The organism is Cupriavidus sp. H19C3 (assembly GCF_049393815.1).
Classification (GTDB): Bacteria; Pseudomonadota; Gammaproteobacteria; order Burkholderiales; family Burkholderiaceae; genus Cupriavidus.
In genome coordinates this window covers 926,970-950,851 of the sequence record NZ_CP184986.1, presented here as the reverse complement: position 1 = coordinate 950,851, position 23,882 = coordinate 926,970, and the positions used below count along the sequence as shown (strand labels likewise).

The following is a 23,882-nucleotide window of genomic DNA, read 5'->3' as shown; positions in this document are numbered from 1 at the left end:
CGGGCCATCGCGAAAGCGGTGGAATCACCACCGGCACCTGAAGGTGCGCGCGCCAGTTCTCGACCCTACCTTAGGGGGCAGTGGCGCAGAAATGCGCCGCTGCTACCCGACGTCGGCGTGGATGCGGCCTCTGGGCTGGTGCATAGCGTGGTGGGCACAGCGGCCAAGAGTCGGACGTGTCGCAGGCCCATGCCTTGCTGCATGGCCACGAGGAGCATGCGTTTGGCGACGCGGGCTACACGGGCGTGGACAAGCGCGAGGAGATGCAAGGCAAGACCGTGAAGTGGCAGGTGGCCGTCAAGCGCGGCAAGATCAAGGCGATGTGTGACGGAGCCGTCAAGGACTTGCTGATCGCCGTCGAGCGGGTCAAGGCACAGATTCGGTCGCGGGTTGAGCATCCGTTCCACGTTATCAAGAATCTGTTTGGTCATCGCAAGGTTCGCTACAAGGGCCTGTTCAAGAACACGGCGCAGTTGTTCAGCCTGTTTGGTTTGGCGAATCTGGTGTTCGCCAGGAGGCTGTTGTTGTCCTTAGAGGGGAGCAATCCGTCCTGAGCGCGCAAAAGCGCGACCAGGAAAGGTGCGAAACGCGAGAAAGACGGCTTGAATCGGCCCATCTCTCCCGGATTGCGAAAGCTGAAGTCCTTGGCTTGTGCAACATCAAGCGCAAACCTCATTGATCAGCAATTCCTTAGTGACAACGGTGCCGCTCATTATCGTCACAGCAGCAAATTCGCCAATAAAGGACCTGCGCCAACTAGTCTCGATGGCAAAGGCTAGGCCAGGGCAGATCACCTTTGGATGCGCCGGCAATGGTTCGGGCAGCCATCTGGCCGGGGAACTCCTTAGTACCATGGCTGGCGTCAAGATGAACCACGTTCCCTATAAGGGAGACGCGCCTTCGCTCACAGACGTGCTCGGTCAGCAGATCAATGTTGCCCTTCCCACCTCGCTCGCGGGAATGCCGCAAGTCAAGAGTGGAAAGCTCAGGGCGCTCGCGGTCACGAGCAAGACTCGATTACCGTCACTGCCCGATGTGCCCACGGTAGATGAAGCACTCGGGATAAACGGCTACGAAGCCGTTTCCTGGGGCGGGTTCATGGTCCCGAGCGGGACATCACAGGCCATCATTGCTAAGATGAACAGCGAGTTCAACAAAGCCCTTCAGGATCCGGAGGTCCGCGACAAGCTGATGGCTCAAGGAGCGCAGATCGCAGGCGGCACGCCTGAGGCGTTCAATGCGTTGCTTCGCGCCGAAGTTTCGAAGTGGAAGCGAGTGGCAGATTCAGCAAAGGTCCGGCTCGACTAGCCTCACCAGGGATGTCGATCCGTCTTCGGGAACCCTCCAACGACGGGAACTGCTTTCGACTACCAATCGTTACAATGGATGGCAGACGGCCGTCATTCCGGCTGAAGATAACATCTGACCCGATATGGTGAATGTCAAGCAAGTCGCCCTCCTCGCCGGCGTTTCCTCGGCAACAGTCTCCCGTGCACTGACATCGCCGGATAGGCTGCGACCTGACACGCTGGAGCGAGTGCAGAACGCTATTGCAAGCCTCAACTACGTTCCCTTCTCGGCGGCTCGCGAACTACGTCAGGGGCGCACGCGATCGGTGGGCATAATTGCGCCGACACTGATGAATGAACTTTACGCCAAAGCAGTAGATACCTTGGAGGCCCAGCTCGACCGGCTTGGATATACCGTTCTGTTGACTTGCCATCGGGACGACAGTGAGACCGAATTGCGCTGCGCCCGCGCCCTATTGGAGCGTAGAGTGGACGGGATCGCAATAATCGGTTCACAACATCATCCCGAAGTCTTCTCGCTGATACACAAGCACGCTATCCCGTATGTACTAATGTGGGCCGTGGACCGCGAAGGGATGCATCCGACGGTGGGGTATGACAACCGCTTGGCTATGCGCAGGCTAACCACCTACTTAGTCAAACAAGGACACCGGCAGTTTGCAGTGCTCCCAGGTCCTCTCGAAACTCAGTTTCTATCGTCTCAACGGCTTCTGGGGATCCGAGACGTCCTCAGCGAGAACGACATTTCCTTACCCGATAACCGCATTTTTCCGACCCCTTACGATGCATCTGCTGTGCGACAAGCGGTGCGCGTCTGCCTGCAGCGCAAGGACTTGCTGTTGCATCGGGAACAGCCGACCGCCCTGATATGCATCAATGACTTCATTGCTGTGGCGGCGATCGCGGAGTGCCGCACATTGGGACTTTCGGTTCCGAGCGACATCTCTGTCACAGGCTTCGGCGACTGGCAGATGGCGGAACTGGTAACACCCGCGCTAACGACAGTGCACTCGAATCCCGTTCTGATTGGCGAGCTTACTTCGCGCAACTTGATTGAGCAGATCGAAGGAGGAGCCAAAAACATCCAGACCGAGTTCGAGCCTGACCTAGTAATTCGCGAAAGTACTGCGCCACCTCGACAATAAATGGCGGCCTCAAATCAAAAGTGCAACACCTTGCCATCATGCATTACTGTCCTGATCGTCCCAAGGCTTCCCATAGCCGCATGATTTCGCGAGCCTTGGTCTGACGGTCGATGACGTTGAACGGTCTTCCATCGAGGCCCATCGCCTCACGAGGGAATTCCGCACATCCTGCTGGTGCAAGTTGGACGATCGAGATGCCCTTTCAAAACGGCATAAAGCTGCCTTGCGGCAGCGACGCATTCTTGTGGCGTTGTTGCTTGTGACACGACCCCGGTCCCCTTTGATGCAGTGGGTAGGATTTTATCGCGCGAGACCTATGTGCCACACGAGCAAATGGGGCACGAAGCAACTGTAGGCGCAGGCAGGACATGGTTCCAGATGGATCGCGGCGATCCAATCGGGTTACATGGCGGTTACATAGACCGCAAAATGCACAAGGGTTTACAGGAAAACCCCTGTAAACCCTTGATTTTATTGGTGCGGCTGCAGGGCTCGAACGCGCCGCCCGATTTCCCGACACAGCGCAGGCAGCGCCACTATGGATTCAAAGATCCATCGCGCAGGCAGCCCAATGAGGCCCGCCACATCAGCTCGATTCGGTCTGTGCAACTTGCGCAATTTGCTCCTTCAGCCATTGCAGACCAGACATGTGTTGTTGTTGACGGTGCCATATCAAGCTGACCTGCACCGCAGGCGTTTCGAAAGGAAGCTCCGCGAGCTGCAAGCCATAGTTGTGCACGAAATGCCTGGCCAAGTGCCAGGGCACGGTACCCAGCAAATCGGTGCTGGCGACGATGGCTGGAATGGTCAGGTAGTGCGGAACTTGCAACTGCACATGGCGCTGCACTTTGGCCGAGCCCAGGACGATCTCGAGCGGACTGCCGCGGCCGGCTCGCGGCAAGAGCGAGACGTGCTGTGCGGCCAGATACGCCGTCTTGTCGAGGCCTTCCCTGAATGCAGGGTGGCCCGGTCGGCCGATAACTGCGAGGCGCTCTTCGTGAATCGGTTGGTAGAGCAAATCGGCGTCGTCGAAGTACAGGTAATCAATCGCCAAGTCCAGATCTCCGCTGGCCAGTCGCTGCGGGATCAGGGCACCTTCGTCCGACAGTACCTGCAGCTTCACCTGCGGCGCCAGCGCCATCAGCCGGGTCATCAGGCTCGGTAACAGCCGTAGCTGCCCATAGTCATTCATCGACAGTCGGAAGGTTCGCTCCGTGTCCGGCTGAAAACTCTCTTGAACGGCAAGCCCTGCCTGCAGCAAGCGCAGGGCTTGCCGTACCGGCACGTGCAGCGTCATCGCCCCGGCAGTGGGCTCGAGTCCCTTAGCGGTACGGCGGAAAAGAGGTTGCCCCAGTTGCTCGCGCAGACGACTGAGCGCATTGCTCACCGCCGGCTGGCTCTTGTGCAGTCGCTCGGCCGCGCGTGACAGGTTGCGCTCCTGCATCAGCATGTCGAACACGAAGAGGAGATTGAGATCAATCTGCTGCAAATTCTGATTCATCAATAATTCTCATCATCAATATCCATTGGAATGAAAATGATCGCACCAATAGACTACAACACCAAGCGACCTACTGGCGCCAGACGTCAGAAAGGTCCGCGGGGGCTTGGCGGAACTGGCCACGTATCGCGAGCCCGACAGCGCAACAGTCTTTGAGAGCCGATCATGTCTTTTGATACCCAAACCTTCCGGAAGAAATACCGGGCGAACATTTCGCCTTACTACAACCCCTGGCTGCATGCTGGCTTCGTTCTTGTTTTCGGCGTGACCTTGATCCTCTTCTTGCTGAACAAGTTGGACCACGTCAGCGCGGTGGAGTGGCTAACTGTGCCGGCCACCTTAATTTTCTACAGCAGTGGCGAGTACCGCACCCATAAGGGTCTCGGGCACAACAAGAAGCGATTCGCGAAGGCGTTCTACCAGCGCCACACGGGCGACCATCATAGTTTTTTCGCAGATGACCAGATGCGCTACGAGTTCGCCAAGGACTGGCGGGTGATTCTGTTCCCGGCATGGCTGATCGTTGTCTACAGCATTGGCGCGCTGCTCGCTTGGTCGATCATCGGCCTGGTCAATGCGAACGTCGCTGCGCTGTTTGCCGCCACGCTACTGGGCGGCTATCTCAGCTACGAGATCTTTCATGCCTGCGAGCACCTCCCGCCGCAGAATCCGATCTGTCGCCTGCCGTGGATTCGCCACATGCGGCGGTTGCATGAGTTGCATCACCGCCGTGACCTGATGCAGACCAAGAACTTCGCCGTAGTGTTTCCACTGTGGGACTGGATCTATGGAACCCTTCATTGGGAGCCCGAAGAAGCAAGCGAGAGCCTGGTCCCCACCGTCAAGATGCAGCATTCCATTGATATCGCCCGGACGCCAAGCCAGGTACTGGCCTACGTGAGTACTCCGCTTCGTTGGCACGAGTGGCATCCTTACCACGTAGCGATCACCGGGCAGGGAGGGTCGCTGCCGGTTGGGAGCCACTTTGCGTACGTCGGCGGCCGTGCAGGCAAGTTGCAGTGGGAAGTCGTGGAAAGTCTTCCGGATCGGCTCTGGCGAACCCGGGCCCGTGGCAACCGGGGTCTTGAGATGTTCGTCACGTATGAGTGCATCGGCACAGCCACTGGCACGCGCTTCGTGCGGACGCTGGAGTATCGGTTTTCCAGTGTGGTGGCCCGCATGGCTGATCGGCTGGTTTTGCGTAAGCGAATTGAGCGCGACTCTGTTGCCTTGCTTCACAAGCTGCGCAGCGTCTCCGAGAGTGTTCTTCCCGCGGCAGAAACGGATTGTGCTTCCAAACAGGCGACATGAAGGGCATGGGGGCATGCAGGCTCCACCGCGCGTGTCAGGCTGCAATGGAGCAATGGCCAGACGGAGGGTCATGTCAACAGGCTCAAGCTCCTCAAGCGCCAAATGTATGGCCGCGCCAATATCGAGCTTCTGCGGCTGCGGGTTGTTACGTCCCGCGCAATCTGAGGTTTGGGGAGGGCCGTTTATCCCGCGAACGGCTGGGGCGATTTTCTGAACATCTCCGCAATCAGCGCGAGACGCAACGGACATAAGGAAGGCCAGTACTGCTCTGATATCGTGCGATGTTTTCCAGGCGCCACACGACAACCAGAACAGACTGGCCTATGCATCGCATTGTATTTGCGTTTCTCACGCTCGAACAACATCTTCTCGCTATCCGTTGGAGAGCGTGCAAAGGTTGGGGAGGACACCAAGAAAGTGCCGCTTAGGCACCGCGCCGGTTGTATGTGAACTAGGCTGATCGGTATCGCAACGGTGGGAGCAAGCCATGCGGTTGATCATCGAAGCCAGGTTGGCGGACGAGGGCAGCGATATTGGCCATGCCGGTGAGGGCGTTTTGGCAGTGATCGAGCGCCGTGACGGTAGTCTTGCGGATCTGGGCCTGACCCTCGCGGAGGGCCGCTCGCTGTTGGCCAAGGTTCAGACCGAGCTGGTTTCGAAACAAGTCGCGGGATGGCTTTCGGGCCAGACTCATTGCAGGAGTTGCGGGGCGGCTTTGAGCCACAAGGACCAGCGCTCGACGGTGGTGCGCACGGTGTATGGCAAGGTGATGGTGAACAGTCCGAGGCTGTGGTCGTGTGCTTGCCAACGGACTGTGCCGACGCCACGATCCGTGATCCATCCCTTGTCTAAAGCGCTGACTAATCGCGCCACGCCAGAGCTGGAATACCTCCAGGCGAAGTGGGCAAGCCATCTGCCATATCGGCAGGCCACGGCGATGCTGAAGGAAATACTGCCTCTGGACAAGGGCATTTCGTTCAGCGGCACTCGAAATCGGATTCGTGCTATCGGAAAGCAACTCGACGCTGACATCGAGCGTGATATTGCGAAGCTGCCCCCTTTCGACGGAGGCGTCCAGGTTCGCGAATCCAGCCATGTCGCGACCGTGAGCGTTGACTCGGCGTGGTTGCGGCATTGCGACTCGGTGAGGGGCCTTGGCCGACATGTCAACCTCATCGCTGGACGAGCGACGTTCACCGACAGGCCGCCAAAGTTCTATGCCTATGTGCACCGGGAAGTTACCTCGGCAGTAGCGCGGCTGGATCAATTTCTCACTCGAAACGGTGTGGCGACCGACGAGCGCGTTACCGTGATCAGCGACGACGCCGGTGAATTTGAGAAGACCATCCGGGGCAGTCAGCTCGCACGCGGCAGGATTCTCGATTGGTTCCACATCGCTATGAAGTTCAAAGCGGCGCAGCGTTCCGTGTTCGGCAGTAAGGTTATCGATTCACTGGAACGAGAGTCGATAGAGACCGAAATCACGCACGCCAAGTGGCTCGCGTGGCATGGCAAGGGCCGCAAAGCGTTGGAGCGCATCAAGGCATTGGACGCGCAGCTCCTGACCAGAGCGGGGTATGAATTCAGTACGCTGTGGTGGAATCTAGATAAGGTCTGCGGGTACCTGCGGAGCAACGCGTCTACGTTGGTCAACTATGGCGCCCGGCATCGAAAGGGCTTGCCCATCGTAAGCGCCAGTTTCGGCACACCTTGAGTGCGACGAGCGTATTCAGGCAGGATGCGGCGGGGCGGCTTTCGGCGGGGCGAAGCTGAACGGCAACAGGTCGCTGATGTCGGCGTCTGGCGTTCGCTGTGGCAACTCTGTGAGCACGTGGAGCAGATAGGCATATGGCTCGACGTCACAGGCCCGGCACGTCAGCATCAGGCTATAGATCATGGCGCTTGCCTTGGCGCCGGCCACGGTGTCTGCGAAGAGCCATGCCTTTCGATTATGGAAGCCCTTCCATAATCGAAATTATCGTAAGTTCGCAATTATGGAAGCTTCGCGGGAGCTATATCGAACGAACACGCGTCGATCCATGCCGCGGCCCTGCATTTGCTGGGCTACGGCATCGATGCGGATGCATGTCCCGCCGCGCGTCAGCTATCGACTGCCGATAACTAAAGCGCCTGTGCGTCGGGACGGCGACAACTTCCAGGCCCGGATTTTCTGGCGCAAGGCCGTTTGCCTGCTTGACCCTAACAGCCCCGTCATTCGCGTGGGTTTCGAATCCGGTCCCAAAGGCTTCGACGACGTATGGGTGGAATATGACCCCAGCCGTGCACCAAATGACCCAGAAGGAAAACCAATCCTGCGGGAGTACACGCAATGCAAGTGGCACGTTTCGGTAAGCGACTTCGGACATAGCGACCTCATAGATCCCGAGTGGATCAACGCCAATCGTTTTTCCTTTCTTCAGCGGGCCCGAAATGCTCAGCACGCCCACGCGAAAGACGGGATCGGGGTCCGATTCAAATTGCTAACCAACTGGCGGATCGCGCAGACCGACCCGCTCCGACCCCTTATCCATCAGCGTCACAAAGCCATTCGCCTGGAGCAGTTGTTTGGCACGAAGACCGATGCGTCGGCGACAGGCCGGATCCGGAAACTGTGGCGGGAACATCTGGGCATCGACGATGCCGAATTGCGTCTACTGGCCCGCACGCTTTCGCTCGACACCGACTCCACATCGCTGGATGACCTCCGCGAACTGTTGGACATGCACTTCGAGAACCGGGGACTGCTTCGCATACCGCTGAACGAGAGTAGCTTCCGGTATGACGACATCGTCTTCCAATGGCTCGCCCAGGGTCGCCTCGAGTTCACGCGGGACACCTTTCGGGACGCCTGCCAGCGCGAGAATCTGTTTGCGAAAAGGAACTCTCCAAGGACACTAGTGGGTGTCAAGTCGTTCGAGCACGCGTTCGACCGACTAGAGGAACGATGCAGCACCGTCCTGGACTTGATACCGTATTTCAACGATCGGGCCATTCGCGACCAGCAAGATTGGACCGGCAACCTGTACCCCGCGCTCAAGCGCTTTCTCATTGACGCGGCGCGCGAACCGCAACCGTTACTCCTGGCGCTAGACGCCCACTTGACGCTGGCGTTTGCCGCTGGGTCCGTCGTCAACATCAAGTCTGGACGGCACGTGGAAATCGAGCAGCGTACGATCGACCGGCAAAGCTGGAGCGCGACGGACACTTTCACCAATCCAGACTGGCCGACGTGGAACTTTGAAGTGGAAGACTTGACGTCAGAGTCAGGAGAGATGGCCGTGGCTGTTGCGCTCACCCACGATATTCCCGACGCGGTGCGCGGCTATATTGCCACCGCCTTGCCTGGCGTCAGCAAGCTATTAGTCGCGAAACCGTCGTGCGGATCGGGAGCGCAGTCGGTCGCAAGCGGCAGGCACGCTTTCGAACTCGCCGAAGCCTTGGTTCAGCGCATCAATATGGAGCGGAAGGACGTGAAACCTCCAATGCATATTTTTATTGCGGCGCCCAACGCCTTTACGTTCTTCCTGGGCCAGCGTCAGCCGGGTATGGGACGAACAACCTTGTATGAGTATGACTTCGAGGGCGCGTTTGGCGGCGGCTATCAAGCCTCCCTGACGCTCCCGACCTAGCACGCGCGTCAGGCATTGCCGAATGACTGGGCCGATGTGGCTTTGGTGTGGGACATATCTGGCGAAAGTGATGGCAAAAAGCTACCGAACGGTGAGCCACGTCGATGGCTGGACTGGCCTCCCGCAATACGAGATTCGCGACAACAAGGTCTACCGGGCGGTGTCCCATGTTAGCGGTTGAACTGGCCTGCCTCAGTATGAGATCCGTGGCGATAAGGTGTACCGTACCGTGTCGCATGCAGACAGCTGGAGCGCAGTTCCTCAATATGAAATCCGAGGCAACAAGTTGTATCGCACGTGCTCCCATGCACAGGGTTGGACCGGCTCTGCACAATACGAATTACGCTAGCGCAACCAGCGCGTACGCGGAGTGGCTCACGTCGCATGTACCGTCAGCTTTCTTAGAATCACTCGTATTGGAGCGTGCGGCGGCGTTCCAGCCATTGAAAGCGCCGATCAATGTCCAACGTTGGGTCAGTTGCCGAGAGTTGATCGGGCACTCGGCCTACTGGTCGGTATGCCCTGGAGAAGCTGGCCCGCACAGAATCCATAACAGTTCGAGGCAAGACATCGCTGCCGATCGGGTGACATTCGCTACCTCCGGAACTAGTTTTCGTTCCAGCCTGCCTCCAACGAAAACAAAGTGATGGCGGATACCCGCCAAGGAAGCTCGAAACGCTGCAGCGGCACTGACGCAAAGCCCGGCGAGTTCATGAGAAACGGCCGGACGTCTAAACTGTGCTTCCTTCGGCCACACAGCCTCAAATATCGGCCCGTTGAAGGTCCGACCACGCCCTCTCGGGATCATAAGGGGCGTGCTGGCTTTCCCGCTTTCAAGGTGCTTTCGCTGCTGGCGAGTTGGCGCATGACTCCGACCACCACCGTGCGATGCCCGATTTCAGATTTCTTACGCAGAAATGCGGGGAAGATTCGGCAAAGGCCGAAACGGAGCCAAAGGCATTCCCACGGGCATCCGGAATACTACGACTCCCCGCTCGACAGTCTCCGAGTATTGATGGGCCATGACGACACCTTGTACCAGTTCGATCAGACGATCCCATTTCACAAATCCGGAGGTCGCTGCTTCTCGAATCGCACGATGCATTGTCGCATACGCCAATAGAATTCCTGCTCGGGTCGATGCTCTCGAGTTCTCGTCCCTGGAGAGAAACCATCCCAAATCTCTACTTGGCGACACCTGTTCTACTGCTGAATCAAGCGCGATAACACTATTGGCAGGTTGTTCCACAAAATAGCGTAGCAGCAGGTAGGCCTGTACTCGTGCATCCCCTGTGCTGACTTGTATTCCGTCGCCCTTCCTGAAGACGACAAATTGCTTCAGCGGAACCCTCCCGGAGCTCGCAATACCCGCAGCATAAGAACGCAGAAGCCGCAAAGTGCAGCAATAGACAACGCGTATAAGCTCGTCTTCGCGCCGTCTAATAGTAAACAAAGGCACGAATGACATATTTCCCGCCAAATGTCGTTGCCAGAACAGGGCTACGCCGTTGCATGATGGCCGTTCCAATATCTCCGGAGGCTTTGCCAGCGCACATGCAATCGCAAAGGCACATTCCGCATCCGCGGCCCATATTTCGACGTTGGAGTAGGCGATCCAACTGTCACCGCGAGCGGAGACATCCTCTACCCACTCATTCAACGTAGAGAATGCTTGTCGATATATTTTTACGTGGGTTCGATGTTCGTGGAGGTAGCTTTCGACAAAAACTCCTGGACTAAGGGGCGCCCCCGATAATGCACAGTGACATACCGGACAATGAAGCGCCTCTCTGAAGTTTTCCAAAATACCTATATCGGAGAGAAGGCTACTACACTTCATGCAACGATCATGTATATCAACATTGTGAATCGGGCATCGCGCTAACTTGCTACACTGAAACCAGATCGAGTGATATCCGGACTCCAAACAAACGGGACAAAATCTAAGGCGACTAGTAAAAATGGCGCCCAACAAATTTGAAACCTCCCCAGCCACCAGCGAACGCTCCTCTGGAAACCTAGTACTATTGAAGTTAACTCGCTCTATGACATGGCGGATTCGTTTCAGCTTGCCGAAAAAAGTCTGCGTGCGCGTGGGAAAATTCGGAGCATCGAGTAACCTCATTGCGGCTTGCATGCCAACTGCATTCAGCCAACACAACCGATGAAAATACCCGAATGAAGACTCATTTGGTATCGAATCTAATCCACCACCGCACCAGTGAGCGTCTTTCATGCCTAAGCTTGAGAGCAGTCTGGTCTATCCGTGGCATCCGGTTTTTCATCCCAGGCCGATTTAGCTGCAAACTTAGCGGCACTCTGCCAATCTTCCTTTGGAAACTCGAAGTTTGGGCAATCTTTATCCATACCCTTAAACGCTAAAAACCCAAGAGCATCGAAAATACGCCTCGAAAGCAATTTTCCATTTTGACTTGGTTCTGATATTTTATCGTCTCTTATAAGATGTACCTCCTTCATTGCCTGCCAAAATAAACTGGCTTGATTAGCTAGGCGAAAGCCAGAGGCATATCCGAGTGGAAAACAAAATTCTGTCCATGTTGGTCCAAAATCCGTCGGCCATCTTTTCACGTCGATCACCTCAAGCAGATCTTGCAGCTCTTCCAATCCATATCCGCTGAGTCTCAGCCGATGCCTAAAATACCGATCCAGGCAGCCTATTTGCTGCTCACTGGATAAGGTTCTGAATAATTCACGAATTTTTGGAGACTCGCCACAACAAATCACGACGAAATCAATCCTCACCTCTTCTAATTCATTATGCAGATCTTTGATAAAACCGAAATCTATAGGACGAAGGGCCTGCGCTTCGTCAACCAGCATCACAATTAGCTTCCAATTAGTCTCCAGTGCAGAAGCCACAATGTCATTAATCAATCTCCGACTTAATTCGTATGAATTTCCATCAAGAGCAGCATGATTAACCGTATAAAGCAAATCCCTCACAAATCCACCATGAGAAAATATTTCCCTATTTAAGCCTCTATAAGAGAGTACGTGAATTTCGCTGAGATCTCTTGGTAACCGCTCACGAAGGACATTCATCATGATGGTTTTTCCCTCGCCAGCGATCTCTTCTATGAAAAAACTTTGCCTGAGAAACAATAAAGTTCTGGCGTTGTCATAAAAATTCGATATCGGGAGTGTCCATAATGGTGATTCCGCTCTGCTCTTCTTGGATATAATCGGGTGCTGCAGCATTAATGCTCGAAGATGACCCTCATCCATTTCTTTCTCCACGATCGCACGCAATCATTTCTTATTCCCCGAATCCAGCTTGAATATTCCGCGCGGATTTATATTTGGAAGCAGATCGTTATCACTCCCAACATTATTATTGTGGTTATCTTCTTCGGCCGGCTTTAGGGATGCTGATTTCGAACCAGTAAAGCTATCCCGAGCTACTTTCGCTATCGCAAGCGCAGTTTTTTTTCCGATATTTTCGCCGCTATTTTCGCTCGTTACAAACTCATAATCTACTTTTCCGGATCTAGCATAAATATCGGGGCTCCGGCCTCGGGGCCGTCCCTTTGCTTTTGCGCCTACCAGTTCTCTGACCCGCAATGCACATCGCCAGTTTTCCCATTTTTCCTCACCGTATAGCTTGCCCAAATTCTCGCCAGTTTCCGCGTCACTTGCCCATGCCTCTCTCGCATCGAGACGATTGATGTAGACAAACACTTTTCTTCCTATCATAGAAAAATCAGAAGCGATACGAGGATTTGTATATCGGCAGTATGCCGTATTAATGTACGGCCTACGCGTATGGACGCCCCATTCTCCCCTAACCTCCACCTTTCGTCGGTGCATAAGGAGTCGATCATTTGAATTGATAGATCTTGGTAGAGGCTGTGGAACCCATAGAAGCTCATGCTTATCTACGAATCTTTGCAGAACATTAATTACAGTTGCACCATTAAGTCGATCACCGGTTGAGATAGTATTATGTTCACGGACAACGGCATTCAACATATCGACCACAAAATCAAGGTCGATTCCGTCATTTAAACCGAGCTGTTCGACATCGGGGGGCCGGCGAACATCGTCGGGGCCCGACGCGTATGTGGCCTTCAGGCGATGCTCTCCGCGTTCTTTTGAAACCCCAATGATCCTTTCGACTAACGACCTTCCCCACCAGGCACGTGGGGGGCCGAACTCAATGGCACAACCAAATACATCAATAACGTTATTTACAAAATCATTTGCAATATTGCACCAACCGTTATCCACCCTAAGCAAACTGAATGCTTGCCCTGCCAACTGCGGTATCAACGAGCATATCAAGGTGGGGCCGCGTGCAACAAAATCCATATTGGTGCTACGTACCTCAATGCGAACGTCACCAGAATTCCGTGCGTCTAACACGACAGGCACACTGCTCAACATCGTCTGCAACGCACAATCGGCGCTCGGGTTAACTTCCAGAGAGATATGTGCGCCCAAAATTGCGCTTGTTTTTACCTCGACCAGCAACCCTAGATACCAACGAGATATAGGTATCAAATGCCCTGTACCGTTGGGATCAATCACCCTAACATGAGTGGGAATATCAATAACTGTGTAATCAAGCTCTACGACTGCAAACGGGAGAAGTGGCGATATGAGAGCATTAGGACCCATACCATGTCCTAGATTGTTAGTCGCCTCAGCACCCATTCTGGCTTTTACCGCACGCTCTGATCTTTCATTCTTCAAAGAATGAAGGAAGCGCAAAAGGGATCGTCTACCCTTGTCTTCCGTCAGGAAGGGCCATTCATTCTCTCCAACCCCTTTTGTCCGTAATTCAGAAAGAAACTCGCCATGTATTTCAATATAAGGCTGCGGCCCTAACTGCGGCGAACGGCTATTTTTTGACTTCTTTTGTTTATCCGGCTGCAGAAAGAATTTTTGTATTAAATCTTTCTTGACATCAGGAAACTTTTCGAATAACTGCGCCAGCGCGCCAGCGTAACCACTAGAGCGTTGATCGGCCAATGGATGCTTCGCAATAATGGGTTTCGTTCTGAAGTAAGGCTTAATGCGAAAACTCGGAAGCAACGCATAAAATCCTACAATACACCCCTCCCCTGCTGATGCCACGCATCGTCGGAGCAAGCGCCTCACTTCGTTTGGCGAGAATTTTGTCTGTTCTTGAATCTCACCGTAGGGAATATCGGCAGCATATAACTCAACGGCAAGCTTTCGATTCAGAAACGTTCGACGAGTCGCATCGTCAAGAACGGTGATATCGGGATGGGGCCAGTCGACAAGCTCACCGTGATATTGTTGAATCAACGATCTCCGCGCGCCCCCGCCCATTATTCAACCCGTTCTAGAAGGGAACGTCGGTGAAATGCGCTAGTACGAAGTTCGGTTTTAAGTTTCCCGTTTGCCAAGTAGCGCGCCACACTAGCAAGTAAGTGTGCGGGATCACAATCTTCTAGTGCGAGAACCTCCTGGAGCGTGAAGCTACTTCTGGCGCTAATTAATCCTGGGAGGGCCCTGGGATTCGGGTCTATAGCTCCTCTAACGCGTGTTCGATAGGAACATAGCAACATCCAATTATGGGGCAGCCATTGCGCCATTCGGATTTCGCCTTCGGTCTTGGTTATCCTATTCTTGTGTCGCGTGGGTTCCCCGTTCCTAGAGTGATTGAAGTGCCAACACTCCGTCTTGCCAGACTGATATAAAACATCAACTGTTTGTTTGTATTTTTTTTCAGATTTTTCTTTTGGTGGCCTGGATGGAAGATACGACAGTATTTCAGGATTTCCTTCGGCTAGCAATAAATGCGAAAATGCAACCACGCCGAAAATGCCAAAGCGACGATCATTTTTTGGGGAATCAAAAAAATAGACCGACGCGTGGCCGCGATTTGGATTTCTAACAAATTCAGCCGGGCTCAATCTGTGCTGGTCTGCGGCGTGATACATGATGAGTCACAACGGCGAGTCTTGGAGAATATATGGTAGAAAATTTTGTGAGTAGATAACGGTATCAGTAACCCTATGAAACTGGTTGCATAGTGCGCATAATTTTAATATTTTTTATTATCAGAAAATCGCAAAATTCGCATTTAAACCCAAGGACTTTCCCCAAAAAAATACTTTCGGTTGCGGGGACAATGTGTGGAGTGGAGCGGAATGAACTCCATGAACTGCAGGCGATTACTAGGAGCTCTGAGACAAGAGCGCAGAACCAAGGCTTTCGCCGTTTGCCTGCAAGCTCAAGGGAGGTAGGGGCGGGTAGGCGGCGCTCACACGCCAGCGGAGACATAGGCAGCATGACAACGGCTGCGGTCGCTCCCGAAAAAGACACACAATTACATCTTCGGCGTAGAACCGATAGAATATTTCATCCCCAAAAAAGACGAAAATATGTGTTGAATGCAGCGACAAAGTCTACGTAAGTAGATAATTCTTATCAGATTTTACCCCATCACTTTTCTCGTCGTCTGACTCTCGAAACTGGCACCGTCCTGAGCGGCAACACGCCAGCAAGTCCAGCACCTCTCGCTTTGAAACGCCTGCCTCGTGCAGGCGTTTTTTTTGGGCAGCGATCAGTCTGTAATAGCGAAGCCTTGGAGCATCGCTGACGCCGCGGCGAAGGGTTCGAATGAAGAAGTACAGGTGGCGAATCTCGCGCGCCACAGCGCTCAGATCATCATCGGTCATGCGGAAGGTCTACGGTCGAGTGCACGCGATCCTAGATGCAGCATCGGTGGGATTGACGCCGTAGCTGGCTTGCATGGAGGGAGCGTTCTTGAGACGGACCTGCGCCTATCGATGGACGATATCGCGAGACCCGCTACTCGGTCAGCGGAGTGCCCTTAGAGGGCGGAACCGATACGAGCACAGGCTATTGCAGTCGCGCTCTATCGTGCGGACAAGCGCGCTGACACTCCTGACGCTAGACGCCCTCGGATTTGCCCCCTGAAGACGCTACAGCGCCTTCGGGCGCCCTTCCTGAGCCCTCAGGTTCGCGGTATGGATCGAAGCGAGGATTCTGCAGCCATGTCCGGCACTGCCCGTTGTCTAAGCCCGCATCGGTGCCCTGCTGGGTGTAGCACTTGCATCGCGTCGCGTTGCACGCCCCACCGACAATGATCGGCATCGTTTTGACCTGGCGCAGTCCCGCGTAGGCCGGCGCGGATTCCGGCATGCCCGGCGCGGCAGGCACGAAGGCAGCGAGGTATTCAGCCCCATCAAGCGACTGCGCGCTAGGCGCTGGCGGCGCGGCAGCTTTCACCGCCGGCGGCAGATCCGGCGAAGATGCCCCCGGCGACGACATCTGCGCCGTCGCCGTAGCCGTCGCCGGCGCGACCTTCGCGGCGATGGCCGAATACACACGCCAGCCCGCCACAGCGGCGAGCAGGATACAGGCGAGGAAAATCAGCATCACAGGCGGCACCGAATACCGGCGCTTGATATGCAGGCTCGATGACTTGTACAGCCCGAAGCTTGACTTCGGTAGCGACCATTTCTTCTTGATCGGTGCGGTGTTAAACGTCTCTGGGTTCGCGCACTCCGGCCATTCGTAATACCAGCGCCCGAGCAGCCCCGCGTCACGCAGGTGCACATGCTGCCCCACCAGCTTGCGGATATGCGAGTCAAGAAACGCCGGGTTTTGCGTGATAAGGATGAACGTCACGCCGGTATGCCGCACCGTCTCAAATGCCGCCACCTGGTCGGGCACCTTCGCCCCGTTGGGCCGCACCCGAAACACCCGTTGCGCCTCGTCCAGAACGATCAACGAGTTTTCCGGGAAGGTGAAGTACGGCATTTGAAGACCGGGGTTCTCCGGATCCTCTCGCAGCTCGGTCCACTCCGCCACCGGCGGCGTGGGGATGTACGGCAGCTTCAACTCAGGGATGCCCATCACGAACAACGGGCGCCCCTTGTCCACCGCTTCTTTCATCAACTGCACCGCCAGTGCAGTCTTGCCACCGCCCGGCGTGGCGGTGATCAGCGTAATCGGTTGCGTTGCGCTCATACGACCCGTCCCATGCGTTTAAGAACCATCATCGACATGCGCGCGGTGATGCCACCGGCAACGATCGACATGGCCGTGAAAATGCCGCCACGCGCGAGGATCGCAGCGACCGAGGCGGGCATCTGTCCAAGGCTCGACTTCGCCGCAGCGAGCGCGCCGGAGACGGCTGTATCGAGCCCGACATACGTGATTAGCCCGATGCCGAGCGACACGAGCACCTGGCGCGCCAGCGGCGCAGCCAGCGCCATCAGGAATGCACCCATCAATCCCCCTTCCGCCCGACACCGAGCGCGATCAGCACAGCAGCCACCCACGCCATACCGATGATCACAGGCCGGAACATGTCCGCCCCATCGCACACCGGCTTGAAAGAGAAGGCCAACGCCACACCGCCGGTGCGCGTCACCGTTGTCAGGTCGGCCGGACACGCCATCGAATCAGCGCCCCACCCCGTGTCAGGTGTAATCGAAATCGTCTTCTGGCTATCTTCGAGATTCGGCCCCTGCGGCGGATCATCCAACTTCATACAGCCGAGCCGATCCTCATGTCCCACGCAAGGGTCTTTCTGCTCGACAGGAGCAACAGCTACGCCAGAGGCATCCGTAGCAGGCTTGCCCTCAGCATCCACCTCCTGCTTTCCAACCTGCACATCAGCAGTCTTGCCGTCGGCATTGGGCGTGACATAGGCCACGTCCTGATAACGCTTGCCAGTCACCGGGTCGATATACGGGTCAGACATGGGCACCGTCTGACGTGCGGTATTGATGGAGGGCGACACATCCAGAAACACCCCGTCGCGGGCGAGGTTGTTAAGCACAGCATCAGGCAGCGTGGACGGCTGCACCCTTGACCAATCAGCATCGACAGCAGGCCGCGATTCCCCCGCAGGCACGTACCCGGCAGGGATGCACATACCTGTCGACACGCTCAACGAATCGCCGGCCTTACAGCCAGCATGCACATTCACGTTGAACGCGGCATCACGGACGACAGAACCGTTCACGTAATTGCAACCTGCAACCACGTTATTCCTAAAGGTGCCAGGAGTACCGATAGCTGTAGAAGGGTTCGCACCAATTGCGGCCGCAAACATAGGCGCCGCCTTAGCACAGGCCTCAGCCCAACCGCCAGCAGTCCCGCCCGCGTAATTGCCGTTGCCCAAGTTGAACGCCCAATCGAACCAGCCATCAGACGCAGGATAGGGCTTCCCGTTAGGCGCCTGTTCCTCCTGAGGCGACGTACACCATAGCCCGCCCTGCGCGCACTTCTGGATGCCATAGTCGAGCAACCAACTGAGCGCCACGCTCGCAGCAAGCCCCGCAGGATTGGACCGTACAGCCGCCACAGCAACTTGACCGGCATTAGCAGCCATCCTCCACGACGCCGGCACCGTCACCGCGCGACCACCAACAGACGCGGTCATGGCCGAGTTATAGGCCGCGCCAGCCCAAGACGTAGCGGAGGCCGTCGTAACGTAGGACGTGCTGGATACAGCCGAGCGCGCCACAGCCGCACCCACCTGCATCGGCACCGGCGCAGCATGAACCACGCCAGCAAGGAGGGACAGCAGCACTAGCACGAGCGCGCGCATCACAGCACCCTGAAAATGATTACTGCCGGCATCACCGGCAGCAGGAACCCGGCCCAAAGCCAGAATTCAGTAGCGAGCATCAAATGCCCCTTCGAAGCGCGACGATGGCCCACGCGACCGCCATAGCAGCCACGACGCCCCACCCCATCGTCATCCCGTCTTTGAAATCGCCCGCAGGATCGCAGGCAGGAAATGACAGCGCCGGCGCCGTGGCGTCGGTCAGCATCGCAACGTCACCGTTGCTCGCCACCTGATACCGCCGTAGCTTCCACACGCCAGAAACCTTCACAAACTCCGAGAGGTACGAGATACCCCCCGGAGCCTGCGCCGGGGCCGCTGCGCTGTAATACGCATCAGCAGCAGCGTCCTGGCTGGCGTAGCAACGCCCGCCGACCAGTGCCCCGTCCATGCGTCAGACGCCCCGGCGCATGTACTTGAAGGCGGCGATGCCGATGATGACAATCAGCGCCAGACCGGCCACCGTCAAAGCGTCCGCCTTCGCGTCGGTCAGCGCGGTGCTGACATCCGCCGGCACAGCAGCCATGGCGGAACCCATCGAAACAGCCGGCAGAGCGGCCAGAGCAGCAAGCTTCTTCTTCATGAACGTTCCCCTTGTAGTGAGGGTTGAGAAACCGAGGCGGGTTGTTCAGGCCCACCCCGGGAGAAATCGTTGCGAATCCCCATCAGGAGCCGCAGACACCCACAGCCGTGTCGGGGAGGCGCGCGTGGCGCGCCCACCCCCGCCCCCGGCACGCCATCACTGCACAGCGCGCAGCGTGTTGGTGTACTTGACCCACACGCCCTTGTTGCCGTTAATCCGCTGCCGGAAGCCGCGAAGATCGACCAGTTGCTGCACCGTCTCACCCTTCTGACCGATGCGCTTGTCCGAGTAGACATGCATGAAAGACGGCGACGAATACTGATCCGGAGCCGGCAGTGCGATGGCCGTGTCAAAGCCCCCGTTTTCCAGCGCGGTGACTTCCTCCACGCGACCCATAATCAGCGCCTGATTAGCGCCCACCTTGATACCGTCAGCCATGCTTTAACTCCTCGAAAAACCCACTGGGAAAGAAGGTGCCCGGCCCGTCTAGCACGAATGGCACCATGCGCTTAGGTGCGCCCTCTCGGCGCAACACAGAAACAATGTCGTCGGCAGACAGCTTCGCCATCACCAACTGGTTGACGAAACGCCCGTAGGCATCCCGTGCGTGGCCGGCAAGCTTTCGCGCAACGATGGCCGCGCCCTTAGAAATCGTCTTGACCATGCGCGGGATAGAAGCCAAGACAGTGGAAAAAAAAGGCGCTGCGCCAGCGAAGTACTCATCGGTGTCCACCAGCGCGTCATAAGGAATCACGCGGTCACGGTTACCCCACTGGACTTCCATACGCAGCCAGGGCGATTCGCGATCACCAAGCTGCTTGCCCTTTTCGTAGCAGCGGATCAGCTTGCCATTCTTGGCCTTGCCGATGTAGAGCGTGCGGCCCCTGCCCTGATGCTCTAACCAGTCGCCAGCCTGATCGTACGAAGGCCGTGCGCTTTGACGCTGGAACATGCCGCTTTGGTAGGCATCCCAGCAGTCGAGCACCCCGATTGCCTCCGTGTCGAAGGCGATATCGAGCCGCGTGATGGTGGCTTCAATCGAGCGCAAGACGGTACGCAGGTTTTCCCGGTCAAGGCGGTCATCGTTGAGATGCAGCGCGTTGCAGCCGGTGCCAGTGACCTGCAAGAAGCCCATGTTGGCCTGCCTGCCAAGGCCGCCCCACGCGATCACCGCAACGCGTTGCAGTTCGCCGCCGACCGGGTACATGATGTCTTCCGACTCCGCGAAACCGAATAGCCCCTTGCCATCGCGGCGGATGAACCGAAACGCCGGGTCGGTGAAAAGCATGTCGCGCACCCAAACCGGATCGCCCTCGGCGCCCTTCATCTCCCACGAGGCATGCAACCAATCGATCTTGGTTTTAACCCCCTCGATACCCTCGGCAAGATCAAGTTCCCCCCGTGTTACAGGACGGGGGGATGGGCCGGCGGTCGGCTCAAGGCCCAACGACCGACCCACAGCTTCTGCGAGCGATACGCCAACAGCGCCGCCAAGAACCTCTCCGGTTTCAGGATCGACACGAATTGCCATCACTTCACCTGGTAGACGCGGACATCGCCGGACACATGACGGCGCGCGGCACGACGTGCCATTACCTCGCGCTCCGCGCGAAGCTGCACCAACCATGCAGGGAGGGGCCGCTGCTCAAGCGGCAAGACATGAACGCGAACAGAACCGAGCTTGACCATCAGGCGCCCCACACATCGCCAAGGATCGCGCCGGCGAGCATGTCGGCCATCCAGCGGCCCACAGGCACGGCGATCAGTGCCGGCACTGCTACCCCCACCACCACGCCCACAAATGCGGCCATCGTTTACCCCTCGCGGTTTACCGGATATGCTTCGGTTACGGTTATGCCCGTAACCGGTTATGGCCGTAACCTAAGTTATGACCGTAACCAAGTCAATTACTACTTGCGAGGGGTAGACATGCGAAGCGCACAATACCTAGACGCCGTGATCGAGCGACACGGCCTAAAGAATGATGCAGAGCTAGCGAGCCACCTGGGCTTAGTGAAGAGCGCAATCAGCCATTACAGGACTGGCCGCAATTTCATGAACAACGAGGTTTGCCTGAAGGTCGCGCAAGCGCTGGATATGGACAATCCGCTGCCGATCATCATGGCCGCCGATATGGACCGCGCCGAGCGCGCTGGCCAGCGGTCCTTGTGGGAGGTTTTTTCCCGGAGGATGGCGGGTAGCGCGACGCCGGCCAGCCTCGCCGTCCTAATCGCGCTTGCCACAAATTTTGTATCACCCACTCCCGCGCAAGCCAGCGCCCGCGCCACGAGCAGCGCCGAGCACTCCATCTTATGTTAAATAAAAGATATCCAACCACAACTCAAGATTTCACCCGCGAGTCCGTTGATTTGGAGGTTTGCCTTCCCACCGACCGCACTTGAACTTGAACCAAGGCCCCCTTCCATTTACGCCCGACTCATCCGCCGAGGTCGACCTCTGTTCCGGTCCGGCAGACCACGGAACGCTGGAATGGCTGCTTCATGACGACCAGGTCATGCGGGAATGCTTTCGACACGCCACGGCGATTTTGAAGAGCGCCACCGGGGCATCCATTGCAACAGTATTGCTGCTCGATGCCGAGCATCAGCACTTCCGGGCTGAGGTCGGCCTGTCCGTGCCGCCCGTCCTGCGCCGGCAGTCCCTGTGCAACTACGCGGTCAACTCCGACGATCTGTTCATCGTCGAGGACGCTCGCTCCGACAGCCGGTTTCTTCACTGCACGCTGGTCAACTCGGTGCCGTTTGTCCGCTCGTATGCCGCGCTGCGGCTACGCGGGCCTGACGGCAGCATCGTAGGCGCGCTTTGCGCCATGGACGCCATGCCGGATCGCCTCTCGCACCGGCATGCGGACGTGTTCCATCATTTGCGGGCCATGATCGAGAACGATCTGCGGTTGCGGACCGCCACCGCCATTGATCCGCTCACCCGTCTGTTCAACCGGCGCCACATGCTGGACAGCATCCGCCGGACGTGGGACGCTGCCGCGGACGGAGTCGAGATGGGTGCCGCAATGGTAGACGTCGACTGGTTCAAGCAGTACAACGACACTTATGGCCATCAGGCTGGCGACAAGTGCCTGCGGCAGGTGGCGAGCGTGCTGCAGGGCGTGGCCGACGAATACCGCATGATCGCGGGACGTCTGGGTGGCGACGAATTCGGCGTTTCCCATTGCGGCCTGCAGCGCAAGACATTCGAATCCGCGCTGGAAGGACTGCGCGCAGGCGTGCTGGATCTGGCGATCGCGCACGCGCACTCCCCCACCGGCGTCGTCACCGTCAGCATCGGGGCCGCGGTGACACAACGCGCCGGCAGCTCGGACCTGACGCGCCAGGTCACCTTTGCAACCGCCGATCGTGCGCTCTATCGCGCCAAGGCCGCTGGACGAAACCGGGTGGTGGTGCTGTAGATGGAAGCGCTATAGCGGGGCACGCTGTAGGCGGCGGCGTCCGGCCACGCCGCGCGGACCCTGAATCAAGCGGCGGCCCGCGTCCGCGCGCTATGCAAGCGGATTTCCGAGACTGACCGCTACGCGTCGCGTCAATAGCGCCATCAGCGCCTCCTTTTCGGGACGATTGGGCGTGCGCCCGTTTGCCACGGTCAGCGCCAGCGACGGGAGGTCTGGCAGATTCTCGTCGCGGCCAAGGATCCGAAGATCACCGCCCACGGAGTGCACAGGAATTGCCGCGACCGCTCTTCCGGTTTGCACGCAAGCCAGTATTCCCGCGGTGTCTGGGCTCGCATAGACACAGCGATAAGGTATGCCCGCCGTGCCGAGCGCTTCGGCCACCAGCGATCGTGGCACCGATCCGATCTCGAACAGCGCAAGCGGGATCGGCCGCTGTGCGGCCAGGCCGATGGCAGAACCAAGTGCAACCCATACGAATGCCTCGTGGAAGATCGGTGGGCCGGGAAACTGCGGACAGCAGGTGCCGACCGCAAGGTCCAGCGCCCCGCTTTCGAGCCGGCGCCCCAGTTCAAGCGTCGGGACACAAACAATGTCGACACGCACCTTCGGGAACTGTTCGGTGAGCGCCCGCAGTGCGCCGGGGAGTATCAGCCTCGCATACGCATCCGGCGTGCCTACCCGCAGTATGTTTTCGCTGGACTCGCATGCCAGCTCTTCCCACGCCTGCTCGTGCAGCTCGAGGATCCGCTGGGCATATGTCCTCAAGGTCTCGCCGGCGGGGGTCAACGTGAGCGAGCCCGGCGTGCGCGCAAACAGCTTTACCGAAGCCTCCGTCTCCAGTTGACGAAGTTGCGCACTGACCGCGGCCTGGGTGAGATGCAGAACCTGTGCTGCCCGGGTGAAGCTGCGCAGTTGCGCGACTACCAGGAAAGTGCGGAGCTGTTCGGATTTGAAGTGCTTTTTCATGTGCTGCGTGTTCGGCGCCGGTTCCCTCCCGGGCGCGGCATCAAGCGGCCTTGATGTGTCGCTCATGATACTGGGCCTCGGTTTCCGAGCTCCCGGATTCCGCCATCAAAAATATTTCTACCGCCATAAAAAAGGTTTTCTTGTGGCGCAACGGCTCGCGCGAGACACTCTCCGACGCCGGGAAATGAGCTGCCCAGGAGATTCGCCACGTCACAAAAAGCGAATCGGTGTCAGACGCCATTCTTGCGCACCAGTCCTTACGCAGAACTGACGAAGCCCATTTTTCGAAATGGGCTTCATTTTTCATAGCCATGGCCACCGGCCTGGCCCTCCGCCGATTGAGGAGATCTCGTGCAGACACTATACGTAGGCCTGCACCCGATGGCCGCGCTTTGACGAAGCGCAATGCATG

22 protein-coding genes and 3 pseudogenes are annotated in these 23,882 nt (G+C 57.2%); 9 read left to right on the top strand and 16 right to left on the bottom strand.

The features are described 5' to 3' along the window. Nucleotides 1-111 precede the first annotated feature (111 nt). The 3 genes and pseudogenes from DFLDMN_RS23780 to DFLDMN_RS23770 all read left to right on the top strand — a co-directional run. Nucleotides 112-554 (top strand): annotated as a pseudogene (locus tag DFLDMN_RS23780) (transposase); the annotation flags it as partial. 121 nt (nucleotides 555-675) lie between these two features. Continuing rightward, complete coding sequence (locus DFLDMN_RS23775) at nucleotides 676-1,308, top strand: tripartite tricarboxylate transporter substrate-binding protein (RefSeq protein ID WP_231108945.1); 633 nt, start codon at nucleotides 676-678, stop codon at nucleotides 1,306-1,308. A gap of 124 nt (nucleotides 1,309-1,432) precedes the next feature. Next, the gene (locus DFLDMN_RS23770; protein WP_043355368.1) at nucleotides 1,433-2,455 is read left to right on the top strand and encodes a LacI family DNA-binding transcriptional regulator; all 1,023 of its coding nucleotides are present in this window, start codon (nucleotides 1,433-1,435) and stop codon (nucleotides 2,453-2,455) included. Nucleotides 2,456-3,041: 586 nt separating this feature from the next. On the opposite strand, the gene DFLDMN_RS23765 is transcribed toward DFLDMN_RS23770, so the two are convergent. Then, entirely contained in the window at nucleotides 3,042-3,956 is a 915-nt protein-coding gene (locus DFLDMN_RS23765; protein WP_043355370.1) for a LysR family transcriptional regulator, read from the bottom strand. 165 nt (nucleotides 3,957-4,121) lie between these two features. Between DFLDMN_RS23765 and DFLDMN_RS23760 the strand changes: the two genes are divergently transcribed. The 3 genes and pseudogenes from DFLDMN_RS23760 to DFLDMN_RS23750 all read left to right on the top strand — a co-directional run bounded on the left by DFLDMN_RS23760 (nucleotide 4,122) and on the right by DFLDMN_RS23750 (nucleotide 6,981). Further along, entirely contained in the window at nucleotides 4,122-5,267 is a 1,146-nt protein-coding gene (locus tag DFLDMN_RS23760; RefSeq protein ID WP_043355372.1) for a sterol desaturase/SRPBCC family protein, read from the top strand. A gap of 42 nt (nucleotides 5,268-5,309) precedes the next feature. After that, nucleotides 5,310-5,432 (top strand): annotated as a pseudogene (locus DFLDMN_RS23755) (hypothetical protein); the annotation flags it as partial. Nucleotides 5,433-5,754: 322 nt separating this feature from the next. After that, nucleotides 5,755-6,981: a hypothetical protein gene (locus DFLDMN_RS23750; protein ID WP_043355374.1), complete on the top strand. Its 1,227-nt coding sequence runs from the start codon at nucleotides 5,755-5,757 to the stop codon at nucleotides 6,979-6,981. 15 nt (nucleotides 6,982-6,996) lie between these two features. Here the strand turns inward: DFLDMN_RS23750 and DFLDMN_RS23745 are convergent. Then, nucleotides 6,997-7,215, bottom strand: a pseudogene (locus DFLDMN_RS23745) (transposase domain-containing protein); the annotation flags it as partial. On the opposite strand from DFLDMN_RS23745, the gene DFLDMN_RS23740 reads away from it, so the two are divergent. Then, nucleotides 7,163-8,896: an SAVED domain-containing protein gene (locus DFLDMN_RS23740; RefSeq protein WP_224039289.1), complete on the top strand. Its 1,734-nt coding sequence runs from the start codon at nucleotides 7,163-7,165 to the stop codon at nucleotides 8,894-8,896. The pseudogene DFLDMN_RS23745 and the gene DFLDMN_RS23740 sit on opposite strands and share 53 nt — an antisense overlap. 907 nt (nucleotides 8,897-9,803) lie before the next feature. On the opposite strand, the gene DFLDMN_RS23735 is transcribed toward DFLDMN_RS23740, so the two are convergent. The 12 genes from DFLDMN_RS23735 to DFLDMN_RS23680 form a co-directional block, all read right to left on the bottom strand. Next, complete coding sequence (locus DFLDMN_RS23735; protein ID WP_137924358.1) at nucleotides 9,804-10,556, bottom strand: hypothetical protein; 753 nt, start codon at nucleotides 10,554-10,556, stop codon at nucleotides 9,804-9,806. Nucleotides 10,557-11,134: 578 nt separating this feature from the next. Further along, nucleotides 11,135-12,142, bottom strand: a complete 1,008-nt coding sequence (locus DFLDMN_RS23730) for an ATP-binding protein (protein WP_124684262.1) — start codon at nucleotides 12,140-12,142, stop codon at nucleotides 11,135-11,137. Between the two features lie 24 nt (nucleotides 12,143-12,166). Then, nucleotides 12,167-14,188 carry a hypothetical protein gene (locus DFLDMN_RS23725; protein ID WP_124684261.1) on the bottom strand — a complete coding sequence of 674 codons (2,022 nt, stop codon included), beginning with the start codon at nucleotides 14,186-14,188 and terminating at the stop codon, nucleotides 12,167-12,169. 1,106 nt (nucleotides 14,189-15,294) lie between these two features. Beyond that, nucleotides 15,295-15,567 carry a hypothetical protein gene (locus DFLDMN_RS23720; RefSeq protein ID WP_423200319.1) on the bottom strand — a complete coding sequence of 91 codons (273 nt, stop codon included), beginning with the start codon at nucleotides 15,565-15,567 and terminating at the stop codon, nucleotides 15,295-15,297. Nucleotides 15,568-15,802: 235 nt separating this feature from the next. After that, a complete protein-coding gene (locus DFLDMN_RS23715) occupies nucleotides 15,803-16,885 on the bottom strand; it encodes a zonular occludens toxin domain-containing protein (protein ID WP_423200318.1) in 1,083 nt (360 codons plus the stop codon). Then, nucleotides 16,882-17,148: a DUF2523 family protein gene (locus DFLDMN_RS23710; protein WP_423200317.1), complete on the bottom strand. Its 267-nt coding sequence runs from the start codon at nucleotides 17,146-17,148 to the stop codon at nucleotides 16,882-16,884. Before DFLDMN_RS23710 ends, DFLDMN_RS23715 begins: the two co-directional genes overlap by 4 nt. After that, nucleotides 17,148-18,476, bottom strand: a complete 1,329-nt coding sequence (locus DFLDMN_RS23705) for a virulence factor TspB C-terminal domain-related protein (RefSeq protein WP_423200316.1) — start codon at nucleotides 18,474-18,476, stop codon at nucleotides 17,148-17,150. Before DFLDMN_RS23705 ends, DFLDMN_RS23710 begins: the two co-directional genes overlap by 1 nt. Before the next feature lie 79 nt (nucleotides 18,477-18,555). Then, entirely contained in the window at nucleotides 18,556-18,885 is a 330-nt protein-coding gene (locus DFLDMN_RS23700; protein WP_423200315.1) for a hypothetical protein, read from the bottom strand. Nucleotides 18,886-18,888: 3 nt separating this feature from the next. Continuing rightward, nucleotides 18,889-19,077, bottom strand: a complete 189-nt coding sequence (locus tag DFLDMN_RS23695; protein WP_423200314.1) for a major capsid protein — start codon at nucleotides 19,075-19,077, stop codon at nucleotides 18,889-18,891. Between the two features lie 156 nt (nucleotides 19,078-19,233). Then, entirely contained in the window at nucleotides 19,234-19,515 is a 282-nt protein-coding gene (locus tag DFLDMN_RS23690; protein WP_423200313.1) for a hypothetical protein, read from the bottom strand. Next, the gene (locus DFLDMN_RS23685; RefSeq protein WP_423200312.1) at nucleotides 19,508-20,608 is read right to left on the bottom strand and encodes a replication initiation factor domain-containing protein; all 1,101 of its coding nucleotides are present in this window, start codon (nucleotides 20,606-20,608) and stop codon (nucleotides 19,508-19,510) included. Before DFLDMN_RS23685 ends, DFLDMN_RS23690 begins: the two co-directional genes overlap by 8 nt. Before the next feature lie 157 nt (nucleotides 20,609-20,765). After that, nucleotides 20,766-20,888 carry a hypothetical protein gene (locus DFLDMN_RS23680; protein ID WP_423200311.1) on the bottom strand — a complete coding sequence of 41 codons (123 nt, stop codon included), beginning with the start codon at nucleotides 20,886-20,888 and terminating at the stop codon, nucleotides 20,766-20,768. Between the two features lie 118 nt (nucleotides 20,889-21,006). Between DFLDMN_RS23680 and DFLDMN_RS23675 the strand changes: the two genes are divergently transcribed. Together DFLDMN_RS23675 and DFLDMN_RS23670 are read left to right on the top strand one after the other, a co-directional pair. After that, entirely contained in the window at nucleotides 21,007-21,396 is a 390-nt protein-coding gene (locus DFLDMN_RS23675) for a Cro/Cl family transcriptional regulator (protein WP_423200310.1), read from the top strand. 85 nt (nucleotides 21,397-21,481) lie between these two features. After that, nucleotides 21,482-22,504 (top strand): sensor domain-containing diguanylate cyclase, encoded by a 1,023-nt coding sequence (locus DFLDMN_RS23670; protein ID WP_423200309.1) that lies wholly within the window; start codon nucleotides 21,482-21,484, stop codon nucleotides 22,502-22,504. 90 nt (nucleotides 22,505-22,594) lie between these two features. Here the strand turns inward: DFLDMN_RS23670 and DFLDMN_RS23665 are convergent, their stop codons facing one another. Then, nucleotides 22,595-23,470, bottom strand: a complete 876-nt coding sequence (locus DFLDMN_RS23665; RefSeq protein ID WP_423200308.1) for a LysR family transcriptional regulator — start codon at nucleotides 23,468-23,470, stop codon at nucleotides 22,595-22,597. 40 nt (nucleotides 23,471-23,510) lie between these two features. Then, nucleotides 23,511-23,777 (bottom strand): hypothetical protein, encoded by a 267-nt coding sequence (locus DFLDMN_RS23660; protein ID WP_423200307.1) that lies wholly within the window; start codon nucleotides 23,775-23,777, stop codon nucleotides 23,511-23,513. Nucleotides 23,778-23,882 lie beyond the last annotated feature (105 nt).

What these genes read in the sequence shown, in the direction of transcription:
- DFLDMN_RS23700 (WP_423200315.1), bottom strand. Translation starts at nt 18,885, where the DNA reads ATGGACGGGGCACTGGTCGGCGGGCGTTGCTACGCCAGCCAGGACGCT.
- DFLDMN_RS23685 (WP_423200312.1), bottom strand. Translation starts at nt 20,608, where the DNA reads ATGGCAATTCGTGTCGATCCTGAAACCGGAGAGGTTCTTGGCGGCGCT.
- DFLDMN_RS23760 (WP_043355372.1), top strand. Translation starts at nt 4,122, where the DNA reads ATGTCTTTTGATACCCAAACCTTCCGGAAGAAATACCGGGCGAACATT.
- DFLDMN_RS23710 (WP_423200317.1), bottom strand. Translation starts at nt 17,148, where the DNA reads ATGGGTGCATTCCTGATGGCGCTGGCTGCGCCGCTGGCGCGCCAGGTG.
- DFLDMN_RS23675 (WP_423200310.1), top strand. Translation starts at nt 21,007, where the DNA reads ATGCGAAGCGCACAATACCTAGACGCCGTGATCGAGCGACACGGCCTA.
- DFLDMN_RS23730 (WP_124684262.1), bottom strand. Translation starts at nt 12,142, where the DNA reads ATGGATGAGGGTCATCTTCGAGCATTAATGCTGCAGCACCCGATTATA.
- DFLDMN_RS23765 (WP_043355370.1), bottom strand. Translation starts at nt 3,956, where the DNA reads ATGAATCAGAATTTGCAGCAGATTGATCTCAATCTCCTCTTCGTGTTC.
- DFLDMN_RS23720 (WP_423200319.1), bottom strand. Translation starts at nt 15,567, where the DNA reads ATGACCGATGATGATCTGAGCGCTGTGGCGCGCGAGATTCGCCACCTG.
- DFLDMN_RS23715 (WP_423200318.1), bottom strand. Translation starts at nt 16,885, where the DNA reads ATGAGCGCAACGCAACCGATTACGCTGATCACCGCCACGCCGGGCGGT.
- DFLDMN_RS23705 (WP_423200316.1), bottom strand. Translation starts at nt 18,476, where the DNA reads ATGCGCGCGCTCGTGCTAGTGCTGCTGTCCCTCCTTGCTGGCGTGGTT.
- DFLDMN_RS23695 (WP_423200314.1), bottom strand. Translation starts at nt 19,077, where the DNA reads ATGAAGAAGAAGCTTGCTGCTCTGGCCGCTCTGCCGGCTGTTTCGATG.
- DFLDMN_RS23770 (WP_043355368.1), top strand. Translation starts at nt 1,433, where the DNA reads ATGGTGAATGTCAAGCAAGTCGCCCTCCTCGCCGGCGTTTCCTCGGCA.
- DFLDMN_RS23740 (WP_224039289.1), top strand. Translation starts at nt 7,163, where the DNA reads ATGGCGCTTGCCTTGGCGCCGGCCACGGTGTCTGCGAAGAGCCATGCC.
- DFLDMN_RS23660 (WP_423200307.1), bottom strand. Translation starts at nt 23,777, where the DNA reads ATGAAAAATGAAGCCCATTTCGAAAAATGGGCTTCGTCAGTTCTGCGT.
- DFLDMN_RS23750 (WP_043355374.1), top strand. Translation starts at nt 5,755, where the DNA reads ATGCGGTTGATCATCGAAGCCAGGTTGGCGGACGAGGGCAGCGATATT.
- DFLDMN_RS23690 (WP_423200313.1), bottom strand. Translation starts at nt 19,515, where the DNA reads ATGGCTGACGGTATCAAGGTGGGCGCTAATCAGGCGCTGATTATGGGT.
- DFLDMN_RS23665 (WP_423200308.1), bottom strand. Translation starts at nt 23,470, where the DNA reads ATGAAAAAGCACTTCAAATCCGAACAGCTCCGCACTTTCCTGGTAGTC.
- DFLDMN_RS23680 (WP_423200311.1), bottom strand. Translation starts at nt 20,888, where the DNA reads ATGGCCGCATTTGTGGGCGTGGTGGTGGGGGTAGCAGTGCCGGCACTG.